This is a genomic window from Bacillus sp. PK3_68, assembly GCF_003600835.1.
Classification (GTDB): Bacteria; Bacillota; Bacilli; order Bacillales; family Domibacillaceae; genus Pseudobacillus.
Genome location: NZ_NQYC01000001.1, coordinates 333,502 through 351,118, shown reverse-complemented (window position 1 = coordinate 351,118; position 17,617 = coordinate 333,502). Strand labels below are relative to the sequence as shown.

Here is a 17,617-nt window from a genome sequence, read left to right as displayed (position 1 = left end):
CACCGGAGATGATTCCCCGTATTTCATTTTCCTTATAGTTATGCTATAGTAAGAGCAATAAGTCCACTAGGGGTGTCGTTAGACTGAGAGAGGAACCATCCTCAACTCTAAGAACCTGATCTGGTTAGTACCAGCGTAGGGAAAGTGTGACAGATACAGGAAATATTCGCATGAGCGGAAGAATCCGTTGTATCCGTACACCCCTTTGGATAAGAAAAGGGGGATTTTTTATGGAAAGAAACAAACTGGTTACGATGATCGAAATTGCTGTCATGGCAGGATTATCGCTTATATTAAGCTATGTCGAGTTTGGCGCTCTTTGGGCATTCGGGGGTTCTATCTCCCTTGTCATGGTGCCAATATTCGTCATGGCCTTTCGCCGCGGCTGGCAGGCTGGTTTTATTACAGGTCTGTTGGTTGGGCTGATCAGCTTAATGACAGGTGGATACGTTGTGCATCCAGTGCAGCTCGTGTTGGATTACCCTCTTGCTTATGCTGTACTCGGACTCGGAGGCCTTGCTGTTTTCCATAAACCAGTTACAACGGGCCGTATTTTTGCCGGTCTATTGTTAGGTACTGTATTTCGTTTTATCTGCCACTTCGTTTCCGGCGTCGTCTGGTTCGGCAGTTCGGCACCGGAAGGAACACCGGTCGCCGTTTATTCTTTCTTGTACAACCTTTCTTATTTGCTTCCGGAAATGTTAATTACGTCAGCTGTACTACTATTTTTGAAAAAGACAGCGCCGCGCTTTTACAAACAGTCCATTCCTGTTGAAAATAGTTCGGCCAGTTACTAATAAACACATAAAACAGGAGCTGATCCATTAAATTCAGCTCCTGTTTTTTTGTGCAGAGAGAAGATTTGCCGAAACCGGCTTTTTATTCTTATATTTATAGAAGAGCTGCGAATCTGTTCAGAAAATTTTTTATTAAGGGCTGCTAAAATACCAAGCCGGTCACGTTGCCATTTACAACAGGGCGTAGAGAACGTTTGATTCTTTCCTGCTTTCTCATATAGACTGTTAACTTGAGAATTTGCGCTTAATAAAGGAGTAATAAAGATTGATAGAGAAATCTTTATCGTAGCGCACTGGAAATTGGAGATGATATTTCTGATTACGTTAGTTTATTAATTTACAGCTGGTGTAGTTAAGCGACCTGCACTTCCGCAGTTATACTTGCTTTGACTGTATAAAAGTTGAAAATATAGGAGTGACTCTATATGTATGAGTTAAAAACAAAGGAAACGGATAACAGTGTGATTGAGTTTATTGAAGCTATTGAAAGCCCCAAAAAACGGGAAGATGCGTATAAATTACTAGATATTTTTACCGAAACGACGGGTTTTGAAGCAAAAATGTGGGGGCCGAGCATTATTGGATTCGGTTCGTATCATTATAAATATAAATCCGGCCATGAAGGAGACGCACCGTTAGTTGGCTTTTCACCTCGAAAAGCTAAAATAAGTTTGTATTTTGCACCGGGTGACACAAAGCGTGAGGAACTGTTAAATAGCTTCGGAAAACATACTACTGGGAAAGCATGCGTGTATATTAATAAATTAGCCGATATTAATGTTGATGTTTTAAAAGTATTAATCAAACAATCCGTAGCATTTTTAAAAGAAACCTATCCAGGAATAGGCAAAGAAGCCGAGATTACATAGGGGGAGTGCGTAAATAAAATACCGCTGAAAGCAGAAAGGAGGATGCTGCATGTTAACCGAGAAATTAAAAAACTGGCTCGCTAACCAGAAACCAACCCGGGCCTTGCTTCTGCCAAAACTAGAGCAGCTTCATGCTTTATTTTTAAAGTACGGTGACCAGCAAAGTGCCTATATATGTGCCGAACTGATCGAAAAACTGGAAAACATGGAGTATATCATCGCCTTTTATGGCCACTTTTCAGCCGGAAAATCTTCCATGATCAATGAATTAATGGGAGAAAGTTTGCTGCCATCCAGTCCGATTCCGACAAGCGCCAATATTGTCAAGGTAAAAGAAGGAGAGCCGTATGCGAAGGTTTGGTTTAAGGATGGGACTATAAAAGTGTTCCCTTACCCTTACGATATCCGTGACATTCAAGCATATTGCGTCAACGGCAATATAGTAGAAGAAGTGGAAATATCCCATCGTACAGGCCAGTTGCCTGAAGGGGTTGCCATATTTGATACGCCTGGAATTGACTCAACAGACGATGCTCACCGGGTAAGTGCTTTGTCCAAGGTTCACTTGGCCGACCTTGTTTTTTACATGATGGACTATAATCATGTGCAATCTCCTGTAAACTTTGAATTTAATCGCCAGCTTGCGGAGAGAGGAAAAGAAAACTATTTAATCGTTAACCAAATCGATAAACACATAGCAAGTGAACTGTCGCTTACTGAATTTTTAAGCCGTATTCAGCAATCATTTGTTGAGCATCGCCTTTCATATAACGTCCTTTATTTCACTTCTTTAAAAGAGGCAGACCATGCTTATAACCAACTGAGCGAATTGAAAGCTCTTTTGTCGGGAAAAATCGCTGACCGGCAACAGCAAATCACGGCTCATGTACTACAGGAAGCACTAGTCGTTGCCATGAGCTTTTTTCACAAGCAGCGGGAAAAAACAAGAACCGAGCTTGAGGAATATGATGAGCGGCTTATAGGTACGGCTTCTTTTCAGCAGCTTCAAGAAGAACGCCGAGAGTTCAATGAGCGAAAAGAAGCGATAAGAGAGCGGGACAATCTGTTTATTCCGCTGTTTGATCAAATGCTGTCAACTGTTTTTAACAATGCCAAGCTTTTAGATTATTATGCGCGCGTGTTTGTGCGCCAATTTTTAGAGTCCCGTGAACTTTCCTTTCAGGTGCGCGGCTTCTTTTCCCGCAAACGAACAAAAAAAGAAAAAGAATGGCGCTTGCAGCAGCTGTTTCAAACACTAAACGAGAATAGGCTTTCTTACATTGACATCCCCTTTAAAGAAGAGGTTATCAAGCTGCTAACCTCATTTGATGTAATAAACGATGAGCTCAGAGAGAAAGTTCGCCAATGCGAAGTGCAGTTTTCTCCAGATTTGCTCGTAAAGCTCGTCAAAAGTGGAGCAATGCTTACAGATGATTACGTATTAAACTATGCGAAGGACGTCACTTCCGAAATGAAGACCCTGTACCGCCAGGCATTTGCTGCTTTCGTTGAACCGCTGGAAGCACAGGCAAAGGAAAATAACCGCAAGAAGCGGGTTCTGCTTGCTAAAGAAGAGAAAGAGATATATCAAAAAATGGAGGATTGGAAAAAGAGGGAACAGTTAAAAGCAAACGAAACAGAGTTGTATGAAAACATCTTTTCTATCCTCGCTGTACGCGGCCAGGAAAAAGTAGAGAAAAAACCTTTTCAGGCTTTTAAAAAGACAAAACCACTAGCCAGTCAAAAAAGAAAGCCATTCGTTTCTATTGGTGAAGCCGCTAAAGAGTGGAGCAGCCGATCTGAGGAAACGGCTTTTGTTTCTATTAATCTAGACGAGCGGATTAAGGAGGTAAAAAGAAAAGCCCACCTTTTGTCGCAGGCTAATTACATGGAACAGAGAATGGAAAAGCTTCATCAGCGAATTGAGCGTTTGGAAAAAAATGAATACACTATTGCTTTGTTTGGCGCGTTTAGTGCTGGCAAATCATCATTTGCGAACGCTTTGTTAGGTGAGCGGGTTTTGCCAGTGTCCCCCAATCCGACGACAGCGGCGATCAATGAAATTCGTATGCCTGATGCCGAGCATTCCCACGGAACAGTCATACTGTTGTTTAAAACAGAAGACCAGCTGCTTAAAGATATAAATCAGGCGCTAGAGCTAAGCGGAAAAACGGTTGGCAGCATAGAAAGTCTACAGTTGCTTTTACAGAAGCATGATGAGCTGGTAGAAAAGAAGCTGACGCCGGGAAAGGAGGCGAATGGAGAGGGGGAAGAAGAGGACGAGTGGTTCAGCCCGCTTACCGCTTTGCCACTTGAACAGTTTGCCTTTCTGCGTGCCGCTCTCGCGGGCTATAAAGAAATGAAACAGTATCTCGGACAGACAGCACACAGAACGGCAGAGAGCTACATTGAATTTGTCAGCATGGAGGAAAAGGCCTGTTTTGTTGAACGTATTATTCTTTACTATTCCTCTCCGCTAACAGAGCAGGGGATGGTTCTTGTCGATACACCTGGCGCGGGTTCCATGAATGCCCGGCATACAGAAATGGCTTTTAATTATATAACGAGTGCAGACTCTATCGTATTTGTTACCTATTATAATCATGCTTTCTCGCGAGCAGATCAGGCTTTCTTAACACAACTCGGCCAAATGAAGAATTTTATCGAGAAAGATAAAATGTTTTTTATCGTTAATGCTGCTGATCTTGCTGCAACAAAAAGCGACTTATTCGATGTGCTTCACCATGTAGAACGAAATTTAGAAAAGAATGGAATTCGGCAAGCGCGCATCTTCCCAGTGTCAAGTCATTTGGCATTGCTGTCCAAAAGAGGGGCCGCTCACTCTTTAACGGCAGAAGATAAAAAACAGTATGAAGCTCTTTTGAATTTATCGGAAAATGAATATATGCCGGTTGAGCAGGCACTGGAATTATCGGGTTTCTCTTTGTTCGAGCATTATTTTTACCCTTTTACAAAGCAGGCACTGGCCGTTGCCGTACTGCATCAGGCAGAGTTGGATGCCGACGAGGCCGTGATCGAGTTGAAACGGCGGCTTCGGCTCGCTGAAGCAGACGAAACAGAACAACAAAATTATCGCCAGCGACTTTCCCAACAATTGACGGAAGCACTTCTTTACTTAAAGAATCGGTCGTTTACAGCCGAGCAGGAGGCTTTTCAACAAGAAATTAAAGAGCTGCTGTTTTATGCAAGACAGCGCCTCTTCTATCGCTATAATGATGAATTTAAGCTGATCTTTAGTCCAGCGGCTTTTGATGCTTTTGATGACACGTTCACCGCGTTGCACCGAATGACGAATGAAATCATTCGATTTGTTGCCGGGGAGATGACGCAAGAAATGAGGACTGCTGCTTTTCGATTCCAAATCTTTATGCAAAAAAGGATGGATGAGCTTTATCGATCGCTTGAGAAGGAAATGAAACAGCTGCTGCCATCGGTTGACTTGAAGGAAACAATTGTAGAAAAAGCGCCGGATTTATTTTTGAACCCGGTCTTCAAGAAATACATTCAGGCTTATTTACTTCTTTGTTTAAGGAATACAAAACGCCTCTGCAGTTTTTTGCAGAAGATGGAAACAAACAAATCAGGGATGAAATCGAGAAAACACTTATCCCGCCTGTTCACCAGTATATCCGCGAGGAAGAGGAGCATATGAAAGCAAGCTTTCTCCCGTTCTATGGCAAGCTTTTAGAACAGGCGAGAAAGGATATAGAAGAGCAAATAAAAGAGCAAGTAGCAGGAAGATTGGCGGCGCTTGCCGGAAAATCGGAAGCCGCTCACTACAAAAAACTGATTCACGAGCTGAAAATTGGACTTTTCTGAATACTAAATCAGGCTGTTCTGAAAACAGACATATTTTCAGAACAGCCTGATTTAATTTTCGAATAGTTTTATAACCGGTGAATAGCGCTGAATTAAAAAGTGATTATGCTCTTTTGAGTCTCCGGCATTGCTGCTTTTAAAAATAGGTGGCTTATAGTTATTGTCAGCAAGTATAGAAATAACTTCAGCCATAATCCCATTTAATAATGCGGCTCCCATGACAGTTGAAACAGGGGCAAACTCTGCATCGGCATGCGGATGCGCAAGAATCGCATCTCCATAAGGAGCACTATTATCAATGACCAGGTCGGCCACCTCAAACAACTTGATGCCTTCTTTATGCCTGGAAGACGCCTGCTCAGAGTAAGCAAGCGATGTCAGTGCCAGTGTTTCAGCTCCTTTTTTCTTAGCATAAAGCAGTGCATCAATTGGAACGGGGTTGATGCCCGACGTAGACACAGCAATGAAAACATCGCCTTGCTGGATCGGAATATCCTTCATAAATGAGAAGGCGAAGTTCTGCTCCTGCTCTAACGAAGAAGAACGGACGGCATCCTTATGAAGCATTAACTCTTCGATAAAAATTGGATTGATGCAAGCAAGTCCGCCGGCACGATAGAAGAGTTCTTCAGCAAGCATATGTGAATGACCACAGCCGAACACATGAATGATCCCGCCATTTTTTATAGAGGAGGCAATCGTGTGAGCAGCTTGCCGAGCACTGTCTGCTTGTTTTTGGGCAGTCTCCTGTAACAAATGTGCTACTTTTTCCATATAAGCAAGAAACATTGCACTCATCCTCTTATCGTTTAATTTCAATCATAAATTTATACCGGTCTGCCCGATAAGATGATTGTACATATTCTAATGGACGGCCGTCTTCCAGAAAAGTGTGCCGAGCCATCAGCATAACAGGCACGTCTTTTGAAACCTGCAAATATTCCCGCTCTTTTTCACCAGGAGAAATCGCTTCTATCGATTGAAGGGCATGACCGATCTTTAAGTTCAACTTTCCCTCCACATATTCGTACAAAGAGCTGATGACAATCTCTTCATTCAGATCCTTAACGAGATCTGTGGAAACAAACAGTGTCTCTAAAGCCATCGGCACATCATCTGCCAAGCGAAGACGGGTAACCTCGTATATAGGCGCGCCTTCTTTAATTTGCAAACGGCCAGCAATTTTCTTTGGGGCCGGCGCTATTTGAAATGTAAGCAATCGGCTTCCTGGCGTAAGGCCTCGCTTTTTCATATCCTCTGTGAAGCTTGTCAGGCCAGAGAGATGCTGCTCCATTTTATTCTCAGCGACAAATGTGCCACGCCCTTTCTCTCTGTATAGAAGACCTGCTATGACAAGATTCGTAATAGCTTGTCGGACAGTCATGCGGCTAATGCCGAATTCTTCCGCATAGATTCTCTCAGAAGGAAGAGCCTCTCCCGGTTTTAGCTCGCCACGTTCGATCTGCTGGCGGATCATCGTTTCAATTTGAAAATAAATAGGCAAGGGGGACTGCTTATTAATCATAAAAAATCCTCCTGTAAAAAAGCCGTTTCACCGCGGCAAATGGTCCACTGGATATCTAAATCTTCATTATATACGACTAGATCCGCATCTTTCCCCAAAGCAATACTGCCCTTACGATCAAATATTCCAATTTGGCGAGCGGGATTTTCGGCTGTCATTTTTATAATATCGCGGATCGAGCAGCCAGTATAGCTCATCATATTCTTGATCGCCTGATTCATCGTTAGCGTACTTCCCGCTAGCGTACCATCGGCTAAAGTAGCTTTTCCTCCCTCGACAGCGACAGGCTGGCCGCCAAGCTCATATTGCCCGTCTTTCAGCCCCTTTGCCCGCATAGCATCGGTAATCAGCACAGTTTTGTCAGCGGTTTTCTGGCGAAAAGCAAGCCGGACCATTTCGGGATGAATATGAATGCCATCGACGATCATTTCTATAAACAAGCTGTCGATGAGCAAAGCCCCGCCAGCTGTTCCAGGCTCTCTATGATGCATGCCCCGCATGCCATTATATAAATGGGTAACGTGCTTAACACCAGCACACTCAGCTTCAAGCAGCTGTTCATATGTCGCATCTGTATGTCCGGCAGATACGGTGATGCCGGAATGTACAAGGGATTGAACAAAGCTGATAGCACCAGGTTCCTCCGGAGCCATTGTTACCAGCCGAATCCGGCCGTTTGCCATCTGTTGCCATTGATCAAACAAGGAGGCGTCAGGAAGCATAATCGCTTCTTTTGGCTGGGCGCCGGGATGTTTTTTTGAAATAAAAGGCCCTTCCAGGTGAATGCCAACCATCTCTGAATAGCCTGGACGATCAGGTCGAAATGTTCCTGCATTTTGTAAGGCCTTTTGAATAGCATCCTGTGATTGGGTCATGGTTGTTGCCAAAAAGGAGGTGGTGCCTTCCTTTGGCAATTCTGACGATATCGTTTGCAAGCATTGTTCCGTGGCATCCATCGCGTCGGCTCCTCCAGCTCCATGAATATGAATATCGACCGCCCCTGGAATGATCAGGCTATCTTTTGGAAGCTGAATGACTGGCATTTCTGGGGATTGTTCGCCATCATTGCAGCGGCCAAATGAAGCAATTTTTCCGTTAGTTACACGGATAAAGCCATCAGAGATAGTCTCGTTCTCTGCAAAAATTGTCGCCCCCGTTAAAATATAATCGCTCATGTACGTCATCCTTTTCTATAAAGAAGTTCATTATTAATGTACCTGTTCACCATAATTTTGTCTAAATTGGTCATAAAGAATGAAAAAAAGCACATTCTAATATCATAATAAACCGCAAAATTGGTATAGACAACTATAAATGTTTTGTGATACAGTTTTCCCAACAAAAGCGTTTTCATTCATTTTAAAAGGAGATATGAATATATGCTGAATTTTTTACAAAAACTAGGCAAATCGTTAATGCTGCCGATCGCTGTTATGCCAGCCGCAGCATTAATGCTGCGGCTTGGCCAAGATGACTTACTAGGAATTCCATTCGTCGCTGCCGCTGGTGATGCCGTATTTGCTAACTTAGCCATTTTGTTCGCGATCGGCATTGCGATTGGCCTTTCGAAAGACGGAAGCGGGGCCGCTGCGCTAGCTGGTGCTGTTGGTTATTTCGTCTTGTCGAATGGGACAGAGGCTATTAATAAAGACATTAATATGGATGTGCTTGGCGGAATTATTTCGGGGATTACGGCTGGGCTTTTATATAACCGATTTTCCGGTATAAAGCTCCCAGAGTGGCTCGGTTTCTTTGGAGGCAAGCGCTTTGTGCCTATCGTTACTTCTTTTGCGATGATCATTCTTGCCGGTATTTTCGGTGTGATTTGGCCCCCAATTCAGGAAGGCATTAATAATGTAGGAGAATGGATTACAGGCGCTGGTGCCCTTGGAGCCGGTATTTTTGGTTTCTTAAATCGCCTTCTATTGCCAGTAGGGCTTCACCATGTCTTAAATAGTCTTGTTTGGTTTGTGTTTGGTGAGTTCAATGGGGCAAATGGAGACTTAAAGCGCTTCTTTGCCGGTGATCCGACAGCGGGAGCCTTTATGACTGGATTTTTCCCTATTATGATGTTCGGGCTTCCTGCAGCAGCGGCGGCGATGATTGCTGCTGCTAAGAAAGAAAAGCGAAAAGCAGTAGCCGGCATGCTCGGCGGCTTAGCTTTAACTTCCTTCTTAACTGGTATTACAGAACCGATTGAATTTCTATTCATGTTTCTCTCGCCGCTTCTGTATGTCGTCCATGCTTTATTAACTGGTTTGTCCATGGCAATTAGTGTGATGCTCGGCATTCATCATGGCTTCGGTTTTTCCGCGGGAGCAATTGACTACTTTTTAAACCTTGGTATCGCTCAAAAACCGCTTTTCCTTATACCAATAGGGATTGTATATGCTGTTTTGTATTTTGTTATTTTTTACACATTAATTAAAAAGCTCGATATTGAAACACCAGGAAGAGAAAAAGAAACCGCTGATTCAGAAAAAGAAGGACTAGCTGTTCAAGGTGACGGAACAACTGGACACAAGGCGGCTGCTTTCATCGAAAATCTAGGCGGAAAGGACAACATCACGTCTCTTGATCATTGTGCTACTCGTCTTCGCCTGACAGTAGCCGATAGCGAAAAAGTGAAAGATCAAGCTTTAAAAGCAAATGGAGCTCGTGGTGTAATGAAGCTTGGAAAAACAGGCGTGCAAGTCATCGTCGGTACAAATGTGCAATTTGTATATGAAGATATGAAAAATATCATGTCCGGACAACAACCTTCTGCTCCTTCAACGGAAAATACAATGACTTCAGTGAACCATCCTGGATCACTGACCGATTTTTCTTTGCCGATTGCCGGCCGTGTAATGCCGCTTTCAGAAGTGCCTGATGAAGTATTTTCTAATAAATTAATGGGGGATGGTTTTGCGATAGAACCAACAGGAGACGTAGTGGAAGCTCCGTTTAACGGAGAAATCGTTACTATTTTCCCTACCAAGCATGCCATTGGTCTTCGTTCAGACGAAGGGCATGAAGTATTGATCCACGTCGGCCTTGATACAGTTCATTTAAAAGGAGAGGGGTTTGAAGCGCTTAAAAAAGATGGGGATCGAATCCGACGAGGGGAACCTCTCTTGAAAGTCGATTTAGATTATATTCATGAACATGCTCCTTCAGCTGTAACGCCGGTTATTTTTACTAACCTCGAAGAAGGACAGGCGATTGAACTGAATAAAACAGGGGAGATGCGCACAGGCACCTCGGACCTCATTAAAATTGTATAATACAGATAGGCCCAAATAATCATTAGTCATCACCCGACACCGTCTAAACCAGACGGTGTTTTTTCAGCTGCCAAACATCTTGCTTTCTCTTTTGGAAGCATTTTCAGCACACCTTCCATTGTTTTTCGTTATGATAGAACAAAAAGGAGTACAAGAATGAAACAGCATGATTTCACGACAGGGAACATCTGGAGGCAGTTGCTTACCTTTTCTCTGCCAATTTTGCTGACCAACCTTTTACAGGTGTCTTATCAATTCATTGATAGCTTGTGGGTAGGAAATTTACTCGGTGCGAATGCACTAGGGGCAGTAGCTGTTTCCAGTACCGTCATCTTTACAGTGTTATCTTTTATCATTGGCATTAACAATGCCACCTTGACCATTCTGTCGCAGTTAAAAGGCAAAGATGACACTGAGCATTTAAAAAGATACGTAAATGCTTTTATTGTCCTTTTAACTTTTTTGTCCATTAGTCTAGGTATAGCTGGCTTTTTTGGGGCAGAAGATATTTTACGATTGCTGGATACGCCATCCGTCATGGTTCCTGAAGCGGTCAGTTACTTACAAATAAACTTTATTGGCATTCTTTTTTTATTCGGTTACAACTTTATTGGCACGGTTTTTCGTGCGCTCGGAAACAGCAAGACGCCTATCCGGTTTGTTTCCATGGCAGTTATATTAAACGCTGTTCTTGATCCATTATTTATCCGTGTATTAGACATGGGCATTGACGGTGCCGCCTATGCCACCATTTTCGCTCAAGGTGCCGCTTTTTTGTATGGTCTAGTAGTTAGCATTCGGTTTAAATTGATTCCGTTCACCATTCCTTCGATCCCTGCCAAAAAAGAAGTAACTCTGATCTTAAAACAGGGGATTCCAGCTGGGTTGCAAATGACGGTCATTTCTGCAGGGATGGCCGCTATTATGAGTGTGGTTGCTTCGTTTGGTGGATATGCCGTTGCTGGTTTTGGTGCTGCTCAGAGATTGGACAGCCTGTTAATCTTACCGGCCCAGGCTCTCAGCACAGCAGTCAACAGTATGGCTGGTCAAAACATCGCCGTCCAGCAGTGGAAGCGGGTAAACCAAATTGCTCTCTACGCCGCTTTGTTAAATTTAGCTATTATGCTGTTGGCCGCTCTATTTATCTTCTTATTCGCTGACTGGAGCATCCGCCTGTTTATTACTGACAAGCAAGCGGTAGCATTCGGAAGTGAATATGTAAAAATGGTGGCGTTTTTCTATCCTTTCCTCGGTTTGAATTTTGTATTAAATGGCATCGTGCGGGGAGCAGGAGCCATGTTTCAAGTGTTGGTATTGAACTTCATTTCTTTTTGGGTGTTGAGATATCCACTGACGGAATGGTTTGCAAACTGGATAGGAGAACGCGGCATTGCTTTTGGCATGGGGGCAAGCTTTATCATTAGCAGCCTTTTTGCCTTCGCCTATTTTCACTTTGGAAAATGGAAAGAAAAAAAGCTGTTTACAAAAGAAGGAGTCTAACTATTGTCTTTGAAACAAAATATTTTTAATATTGCAAATAGCGGACGGATATATTAAGATAAATGTACCATGCTTATTACGGCGAACATTTGCATGCAAAACATGTGAATGCCCCGCGTAATATCCGAATGGCAGGAGGATCACTCGTGTTTCATAAAGATACAATCTATGTAATTGGGGATAGTAAAACGGCTTCTAACAATCCGATTATGCAGCAGTTTAATTCCTATTTTATCGGACTCGTCATCGATCGGAGCAATCATAAAATATTAGAAGCTGAGTGCTCTTCAACCATTTCATTAACATCTAAATTTGTTCAATCCATTTTTAGCGGGCGATCCATGATGGAATTCGAGGATATTATTGCCGATATTGAATCCCGTTATTTTGGCGCATCACAGAAGGCTTTAATTGTGGCATTTAAGAATGCCCATATTAAATACAACCAAATTATTAGCAATTAGCTGCTTCATTTGTTTACGCATTTGAAATCCAGCTGTTAAAGGGGCTACTCTCCTTTGGCAGCTGGATTTTTTATTTTTTAAAGGAGGAATTATAGATGATTCAAGATGGTGTTATGTTTGTTTGTTTTTTGCTGACATTTACGGCTGTCATTGCCATTGCAGAAAAAACGATTGGTGGGAAGTTCTTTAAGTATGTGCCCGGCATTGTTCTCATTTATATTGGAGCTGCTTTAATGAAAACTTTTGGTTTCTTCTCTGCTAGTGAGTCTGTTGAAACCGCTTACGGGACCGTGCGCGGTTTACTGTTGCCAGCGATGCTTATGCTCATGCTGCTTCACTGTGATTTAAGAAAAATTATCCGCCTAGGACCAAAAATGCTGCTGACATTTTTCGCTGCATCGCTCAGTATTATCGCTGGATTTACCATCACTTATGTGCTTCTTCAAGGATTTTATGCCGAAGGAACATGGAAGGCATTTTCTGCACTCAGTGCGAGCTGGACAGGCGGATCAGCCAATATGGTCATTCTTCAAGGAATTTTAGATGTTCCGGAAAATATTTTTGGGTACGCCCTGATCATGGATACCGTCAATTATTCCGTTTGGGTTATGTTCTTATTCTGGCTTGTGCCGTTTGCCTTAAAGTTCAACAAGTGGACGAAAGCGGACACTTCTTATATTGATGAAATTACAGCTCAGCTGGAAGCAGAAGATAACGGCGACAAACAGCCGATCGGCTTTGTAGAGTTAATTGGCTTTCTGGCACTCGCCTTATTCGTCTCCGCAGCTGCAACGAAAATAGGAGACAGCCTTCCTGAACTCGGGGCTGCTGTCAATGCAACTACGTGGACAATCATTATCGCCTCTGCTGTTGGCCTTATATTGGCAATGACGAAGGTAGGCAAACTGCCGGGCTCTATGGAAATTTCGAAAGTAATGCTCTACATTGTCATCGGGTTGATTGCCTCCCATGCCGACTTTTCGCAATTGTTCCAGGCGCCAGTTTACATTATCTCCGGTTTCATGATTATGTTCTTCCATGGTGTAATTATGGTTATTCTGGCGAAAGTCTTTAAGTTAGATCTATTTACAATGGGAGTCGCTTCACTTGCCAACATTGGCGGTGTCGCTTCGGCACCAATCTTAGCCGGTTCCTTTAACAGGACACTGATCCCGGTAGGTATTTTAATGGCCGTGCTCGGTAGTTTGCTCGGCACATATTATGGAATTTTCACTTCTTATATTTTATCTGCGCTGTAAGGAAAGGATGTCATCATGTATATTAGCAAACTAGCTGTTTCTGTAGAAAAACTTTCATTGGTCAAACCTTTTAAAACAGCTTTACGCACAGCAACAGAAATTGACAATATCTTTGTCACAATTCAATTGGAAAATGGCCTGACAGGAGTAGGAGCGGCTGCACCAACAGTCGCTATTACGGGAGACTCAACAGAAGGGATCTCAAGTGTCATTGAACAGATAATCGCTCCTCAATTGATTGGCCAGAGAATCACCTGCCTTAATAGGCTTTCAAAAATCATTCAGCAATCATGTGCCGGGAATACAAGTGCAAAGGCAGCTGTTGAAATCGCTGTATATGATGCAGCTTGCCGTTACTGGAATATTCCTCTATACGAACTGCTCGGCGGCGAGACGAATCAGCTGCACAATGATATGACCGTCAGCATTGCCGGTGAAGCTGAGATGGTCAATGATGCGTTGAGAATTATCAAAGATGGCTTTTCCATTTTAAAAATTAAAGCGGGAAAAGACTGGGAGCAGGATGTGGAAAGAATCAGTGCCATCCGCCAGGCGGTCGGCAGTAAAATCGCTATCCGTGTGGACGCGAACCAGGGATGGTCGGTCAGCGAGGCGATCCGGACTATCAGAGAACTTGAAGATCGACAACTTAATATTGAACTGGTCGAACAACCGGTAAAAGCCTATAACATTGCCGGTCTAAAAGAAATAAAAAATAACGTTCACACATCTATCATGGCAGATGAAAGCCTCTTTTCACCGGTTGATGCTATGAAACTATTATCCGAGCAAGCAGTGGACTATTTAAATATTAAATTAATGAAAACAGGGGGGATTCGTCGGGCAGTACAAATTGCTGATATGGCAGAAGCAGCAGAAGTAGAATGCATGATTGGCAGCATGATGGAATCAATCGTCAGTGTTTCAGCCGCCATCCATCTGGCCGTAGCCCACCCGAATATAACAAAAATTGACCTGGATGCACCGCTCTGGATCAAGCAAGAGAACTTCGAAGGCATTTCTTACGAGAAAGATCTGATCAAGCTCGGAAATGCTCCAGGACTGGGGATAAAAAGGAAAGAAAACCTTTCCTTTTAAATAAATAAAAGAAAGGATGAACATTCATTATGTTAAAAAAGTGGTATGCCATTGTGTTAGCTCTTGGAACATTATTGCTTTTGTCAATCAATTCAGCAGAAGCAAAAGAGAAAGAGACAGATACTTATTATGTTGATGTATCAGCGGCGACTTTGTGGACGGCTCCAAACCTTTTACGAGAGGTGGACAAGCCTTCCTCCACTAATCCGGTTGATCTAAGAAAATGGACCACCAGCATGACTTACGAAGAAAAACTCGGCCTTGTCGGGAAACTAGAAACACAAGCCTTATACGGATCAAAAGTAACGGTACTTGAGCAAAAAGGGGAATGGGTTAAAGTGGTCGTTCATAATCAACCAACACCAAGAAATGAACAAGGCTACCCGGGCTGGATGCCGAAAGCCCAGCTTGTAAAAGGGAAAAGCTTTGAAAACAAATTGAATCGACCGTTTGCACTTGTCACGTCTCCAACAGCTTGGCTGTATGAAAACAAAAAGGGCAATCATGCGTTTATGGAGATCAGCTTTAACACTCGCCTTCCAGTTATAAAAGAATTCAAACATGAAGTGCTCGTTGCGACACCTGGCGATGGTGCCAAATGGCTAAAAAAGAGCGATGTGGCCATTTACAAAAACGAGATGGATATCCCAGCTCCGACTGGACAGGATATTGTCAATACCGGCAAGAAGTTTCTCGGTCTTCCCTATCTGTGGGCAGGCATGTCCGGTTTTGGCTTTGACTGCTCGGGATTCACCTACACGCTTTATCATGCAAATGGAATAGTGATCCCGCGGGATTCTTCTGTACAGGCCACACATGGAACACCTGTTGAAAGAGAAAATCTACAGGCCGGAGACCTTTTGTTTTTCGCCTATGATCAAGGAAAAGGCAAAGTTCACCACGTTGCTGTCTATATTGGAGATGGCAAGATGATTCACTCTCCTAACAGCTCGACTCATGTGCGCATTGATCCGATTGAAACATCGGGCTATGGCGAAGAGTATGCGGGGGCCCGCCGATATATTCAGTAATCCAATCATCCACCCGGGACTGCATATCCCAGGTGGGTGATTTTGTGTTTCCTAAAAAGGGCCCGCGTAGAGAAGGGCAGGCAAAATAGGCTAACAAGCTATCGTTACTTTTTCTTTTGCCTCTGTTAAAGATGGATGTTGATATAATCCACAGAAGAACAATTATCAGGGGAAACGATCAAGGTGAGTAAATCGTTTAGCAACTTGTTAAAGTATATAATTCCTCGGAGAGCTATAGCTATTTTATTCACCAAAAACGATTTAGGCTATTAAAAAGACTACTCTGATTTTAGGTGTGAGTTTTGGCTCTATAAAATTATACAAAATAGTTATTGTTAACAGCGTTATTTTTAGTCCCATTAACATGCCGTTTTCGGAACCCTTTAGAGAGAATGAATTGGATAAATATGTTATGGTGGAAAAGTTATGATAAAGAAATACGCTTAAACTAATAGGTAGGATGATTAAAAAGAAGAGGGGAAAGGCATATGCTGGGTTATTATAATAAACTTTCTTCAGAAGTATATGATATAGACAAGTATATCGGTCTTTCATTTGGTGATGTCGAATTTTATAGCGATAGATTAGCGTCTTGCAAGGGCAACATTCTTGAACCAGGAGTTGGAACCGGCCGTATTCTTATTCCACTTTTACAAAAAGGCTTGAAAGTCGATGGCTTCGATGTTTCAGAAGAAATGTTAAAAATATGCCGTAACAACTGCGAACAAAGAGGACTGAAACCAAAATTATTTGAAGGAAAAATGGAGTCAGTTTCATTAGACATAAAATATGAAGCTATTATCGTGCCAACTGGCACATTCCTATTGTTACATAGAAGAGAGGACTCGATTAAAGCCTTAAAAAATTTCTATCACCATCTCTCCAAGGGAGGCAGGCTAATTTTAGATATTTTTTTACAAACAGATATATCTATTGGCAAGGTATCAACAAGAACTTGGGAATCTAAGAATGGCGATATTATCACATTAGAAAATAAAGTGGTCGAAGTTGACTATATCAACCAATACACAATATCTCATAATCGCTATGAAAAATGGGGGGATGGGGAACGAATACAAACAGAATTGGAACGTTTTCCACTTCGTTGGTATGGAATTGAAGAATTCAAAATGATTCTTGAACAGATTGGATTTGAAGATATAACCATATCAGCAGACTATCAATACGGACAATATCCAACTACATCAAGTCAAATAATTACGTTTGAAGCTGTCGCTCATAAGGAATGACATTTTTTCTTATCCAACTATCCTCCTGTAGTGTAGCAAGCTAATCAAAAAAGGTCGAACCCTTCGAATACGGGAATTCGACTTTTTTAAGTTGACATTCGTTTAGCGTACAAAGTTTCCGAAATGTTAGCTGTACTCCATCATTATTTATCGAATATGTATAAGACAAACTCTTTTTGGAGGACAAAAAAGTGATAATCAAAGCAGAAATAATCAACCAGCCTTATTCAGGACAGTACAAAGAAAAAATTTATGACATAGCAAGTTCTTGGAATTCTCAAAATTGGACTTGGATAAAGTTTGAAGAAGAAAATTTTCATGAATGGTGTGGGGAGTTTAGAGGTTCACCAAGGGCTGTTGCACTATCAAACAAGCATAACAAAATTCTGGTTCTCACTTCCGATTATTTATTTCAAGTTGACTGTTATAGCAGAGAAGTAACTGCATATGAATCCCAACCTCCATATCAATGTTTAACCGTGACACCATCAGGGGACTTCATAATTGCGGATTATTATGATATTGAAAAAATAGAGTCAACATTAAATGATAAAATTCCATTAAAAAGTCCAATTAAAATGGACACAGTTACATTTCATGGTTGGTCTAATAATAAATTATTGATTACATGCGATGAATTTCTCAACTTGGGTAACCGTGTGAAGTTAGAAATGGATGGAGACACATTTGAAATAACTATAAAAGGCCTCAATTGAAG

General features: G+C 42.3%; 15 protein-coding genes and 1 riboswitch. Of the genes, 12 read left to right on the top strand and 3 right to left on the bottom strand.

What is annotated here, in order from left to right:
• Positions 1-58 precede the first annotated feature (58 nt).
• Positions 59-160: riboswitch (TPP riboswitch) on the top strand.
• Between the two features lie 70 nt (positions 161-230).
• From thiT to CJ483_RS24300, 4 genes are all read left to right on the top strand, one after another.
• Positions 231-797, top strand: a complete 567-nt coding sequence (gene thiT, locus CJ483_RS01695; protein WP_120031335.1) for an energy-coupled thiamine transporter ThiT — start codon at positions 231-233, stop codon at positions 795-797.
• Positions 798-1,222: 425 nt separating this feature from the next.
• Positions 1,223-1,666 (top strand): DUF1801 domain-containing protein, encoded by a 444-nt coding sequence (locus tag CJ483_RS01690; RefSeq protein WP_120031333.1) that lies wholly within the window; start codon positions 1,223-1,225, stop codon positions 1,664-1,666.
• 49 nt (positions 1,667-1,715) lie between these two features.
• On the top strand, positions 1,716-5,339 hold the full coding sequence (locus tag CJ483_RS01685) for a dynamin family protein (protein ID WP_120031331.1): 3,624 nt from the start codon (positions 1,716-1,718) through the stop codon (positions 5,337-5,339).
• Entirely contained in the window at positions 5,336-5,506 is a 171-nt protein-coding gene (locus CJ483_RS24300; protein WP_182916932.1) for a hypothetical protein, read from the top strand. Before CJ483_RS01685 ends, CJ483_RS24300 begins: the two co-directional genes overlap by 4 nt.
• A gap of 51 nt (positions 5,507-5,557) precedes the next feature.
• Here CJ483_RS24300 and CJ483_RS01680 read toward each other — a convergent pair whose 3' ends face one another.
• Genes CJ483_RS01680 through nagA form a run of 3 tightly spaced genes read right to left on the bottom strand, consistent with a single transcriptional unit; the run spans position 5,558 to position 8,206 of the window.
• A complete protein-coding gene (locus CJ483_RS01680) occupies positions 5,558-6,295 on the bottom strand; it encodes an SIS domain-containing protein (RefSeq protein WP_120031329.1) in 738 nt (245 codons plus the stop codon).
• A gap of 13 nt (positions 6,296-6,308) precedes the next feature.
• Positions 6,309-7,031, bottom strand: coding sequence for a GntR family transcriptional regulator (locus tag CJ483_RS01675; protein WP_120031326.1), 723 nt, complete (start codon positions 7,029-7,031; stop codon positions 6,309-6,311).
• Positions 7,028-8,206: an N-acetylglucosamine-6-phosphate deacetylase gene (gene nagA, locus CJ483_RS01670; RefSeq protein WP_120031324.1), complete on the bottom strand. Its 1,179-nt coding sequence runs from the start codon at positions 8,204-8,206 to the stop codon at positions 7,028-7,030. Before nagA ends, CJ483_RS01675 begins: the two co-directional genes overlap by 4 nt.
• A gap of 204 nt (positions 8,207-8,410) precedes the next feature.
• Between nagA and nagE the strand changes: the two genes are divergently transcribed.
• The 8 genes from nagE to CJ483_RS01630 all read left to right on the top strand — a co-directional run bounded on the left by nagE (position 8,411) and on the right by CJ483_RS01630 (position 17,615).
• Complete coding sequence (gene nagE, locus CJ483_RS01665; RefSeq protein WP_120031322.1) at positions 8,411-10,297, top strand: N-acetylglucosamine-specific PTS transporter subunit IIBC; 1,887 nt, start codon at positions 8,411-8,413, stop codon at positions 10,295-10,297.
• Between the two features lie 156 nt (positions 10,298-10,453).
• Positions 10,454-11,797 (top strand): MATE family efflux transporter, encoded by a 1,344-nt coding sequence (locus tag CJ483_RS01660; protein ID WP_120031320.1) that lies wholly within the window; start codon positions 10,454-10,456, stop codon positions 11,795-11,797.
• Positions 11,798-11,943: 146 nt separating this feature from the next.
• Positions 11,944-12,261: a DUF3870 domain-containing protein gene (locus tag CJ483_RS01655; protein ID WP_120031318.1), complete on the top strand. Its 318-nt coding sequence runs from the start codon at positions 11,944-11,946 to the stop codon at positions 12,259-12,261.
• Positions 12,262-12,356: 95 nt separating this feature from the next.
• Positions 12,357-13,520: a DUF819 family protein gene (locus tag CJ483_RS01650; protein ID WP_120031316.1), complete on the top strand. Its 1,164-nt coding sequence runs from the start codon at positions 12,357-12,359 to the stop codon at positions 13,518-13,520.
• A gap of 15 nt (positions 13,521-13,535) precedes the next feature.
• Positions 13,536-14,618 carry a dipeptide epimerase gene (locus CJ483_RS01645; RefSeq protein ID WP_120031313.1) on the top strand — a complete coding sequence of 361 codons (1,083 nt, stop codon included), beginning with the start codon at positions 13,536-13,538 and terminating at the stop codon, positions 14,616-14,618.
• A gap of 29 nt (positions 14,619-14,647) precedes the next feature.
• The gene (locus tag CJ483_RS01640; protein ID WP_120031311.1) at positions 14,648-15,649 is read left to right on the top strand and encodes a C40 family peptidase; all 1,002 of its coding nucleotides are present in this window, start codon (positions 14,648-14,650) and stop codon (positions 15,647-15,649) included.
• 488 nt (positions 15,650-16,137) lie between these two features.
• Positions 16,138-16,899 (top strand): class I SAM-dependent methyltransferase, encoded by a 762-nt coding sequence (locus CJ483_RS01635; protein ID WP_120031309.1) that lies wholly within the window; start codon positions 16,138-16,140, stop codon positions 16,897-16,899.
• 191 nt (positions 16,900-17,090) lie between these two features.
• Positions 17,091-17,615 carry a hypothetical protein gene (locus CJ483_RS01630; protein WP_120031307.1) on the top strand — a complete coding sequence of 175 codons (525 nt, stop codon included), beginning with the start codon at positions 17,091-17,093 and terminating at the stop codon, positions 17,613-17,615.
• The last annotated feature ends 2 nt before the right edge of the window (positions 17,616-17,617 follow it).

What these genes read in the sequence shown, in the direction of transcription:
- CJ483_RS01690 (WP_120031333.1), top strand. Translation starts at nt 1,223, where the DNA reads ATGTATGAGTTAAAAACAAAGGAAACGGATAACAGTGTGATTGAGTTT.
- CJ483_RS01680 (WP_120031329.1), bottom strand. Translation starts at nt 6,295, where the DNA reads ATGTTTCTTGCTTATATGGAAAAAGTAGCACATTTGTTACAGGAGACT.
- CJ483_RS24300 (WP_182916932.1), top strand. Translation starts at nt 5,336, where the DNA reads ATGAAAGCAAGCTTTCTCCCGTTCTATGGCAAGCTTTTAGAACAGGCG.
- CJ483_RS01650 (WP_120031316.1), top strand. Translation starts at nt 12,357, where the DNA reads ATGATTCAAGATGGTGTTATGTTTGTTTGTTTTTTGCTGACATTTACG.
- CJ483_RS01640 (WP_120031311.1), top strand. Translation starts at nt 14,648, where the DNA reads ATGTTAAAAAAGTGGTATGCCATTGTGTTAGCTCTTGGAACATTATTG.
- nagA (WP_120031324.1), bottom strand. Translation starts at nt 8,206, where the DNA reads ATGAGCGATTATATTTTAACGGGGGCGACAATTTTTGCAGAGAACGAG.
- CJ483_RS01685 (WP_120031331.1), top strand. Translation starts at nt 1,716, where the DNA reads ATGTTAACCGAGAAATTAAAAAACTGGCTCGCTAACCAGAAACCAACC.
- thiT (WP_120031335.1), top strand. Translation starts at nt 231, where the DNA reads ATGGAAAGAAACAAACTGGTTACGATGATCGAAATTGCTGTCATGGCA.
- CJ483_RS01635 (WP_120031309.1), top strand. Translation starts at nt 16,138, where the DNA reads ATGCTGGGTTATTATAATAAACTTTCTTCAGAAGTATATGATATAGAC.
- nagE (WP_120031322.1), top strand. Translation starts at nt 8,411, where the DNA reads ATGCTGAATTTTTTACAAAAACTAGGCAAATCGTTAATGCTGCCGATC.
- CJ483_RS01675 (WP_120031326.1), bottom strand. Translation starts at nt 7,031, where the DNA reads ATGATTAATAAGCAGTCCCCCTTGCCTATTTATTTTCAAATTGAAACG.
- CJ483_RS01660 (WP_120031320.1), top strand. Translation starts at nt 10,454, where the DNA reads ATGAAACAGCATGATTTCACGACAGGGAACATCTGGAGGCAGTTGCTT.
- CJ483_RS01645 (WP_120031313.1), top strand. Translation starts at nt 13,536, where the DNA reads ATGTATATTAGCAAACTAGCTGTTTCTGTAGAAAAACTTTCATTGGTC.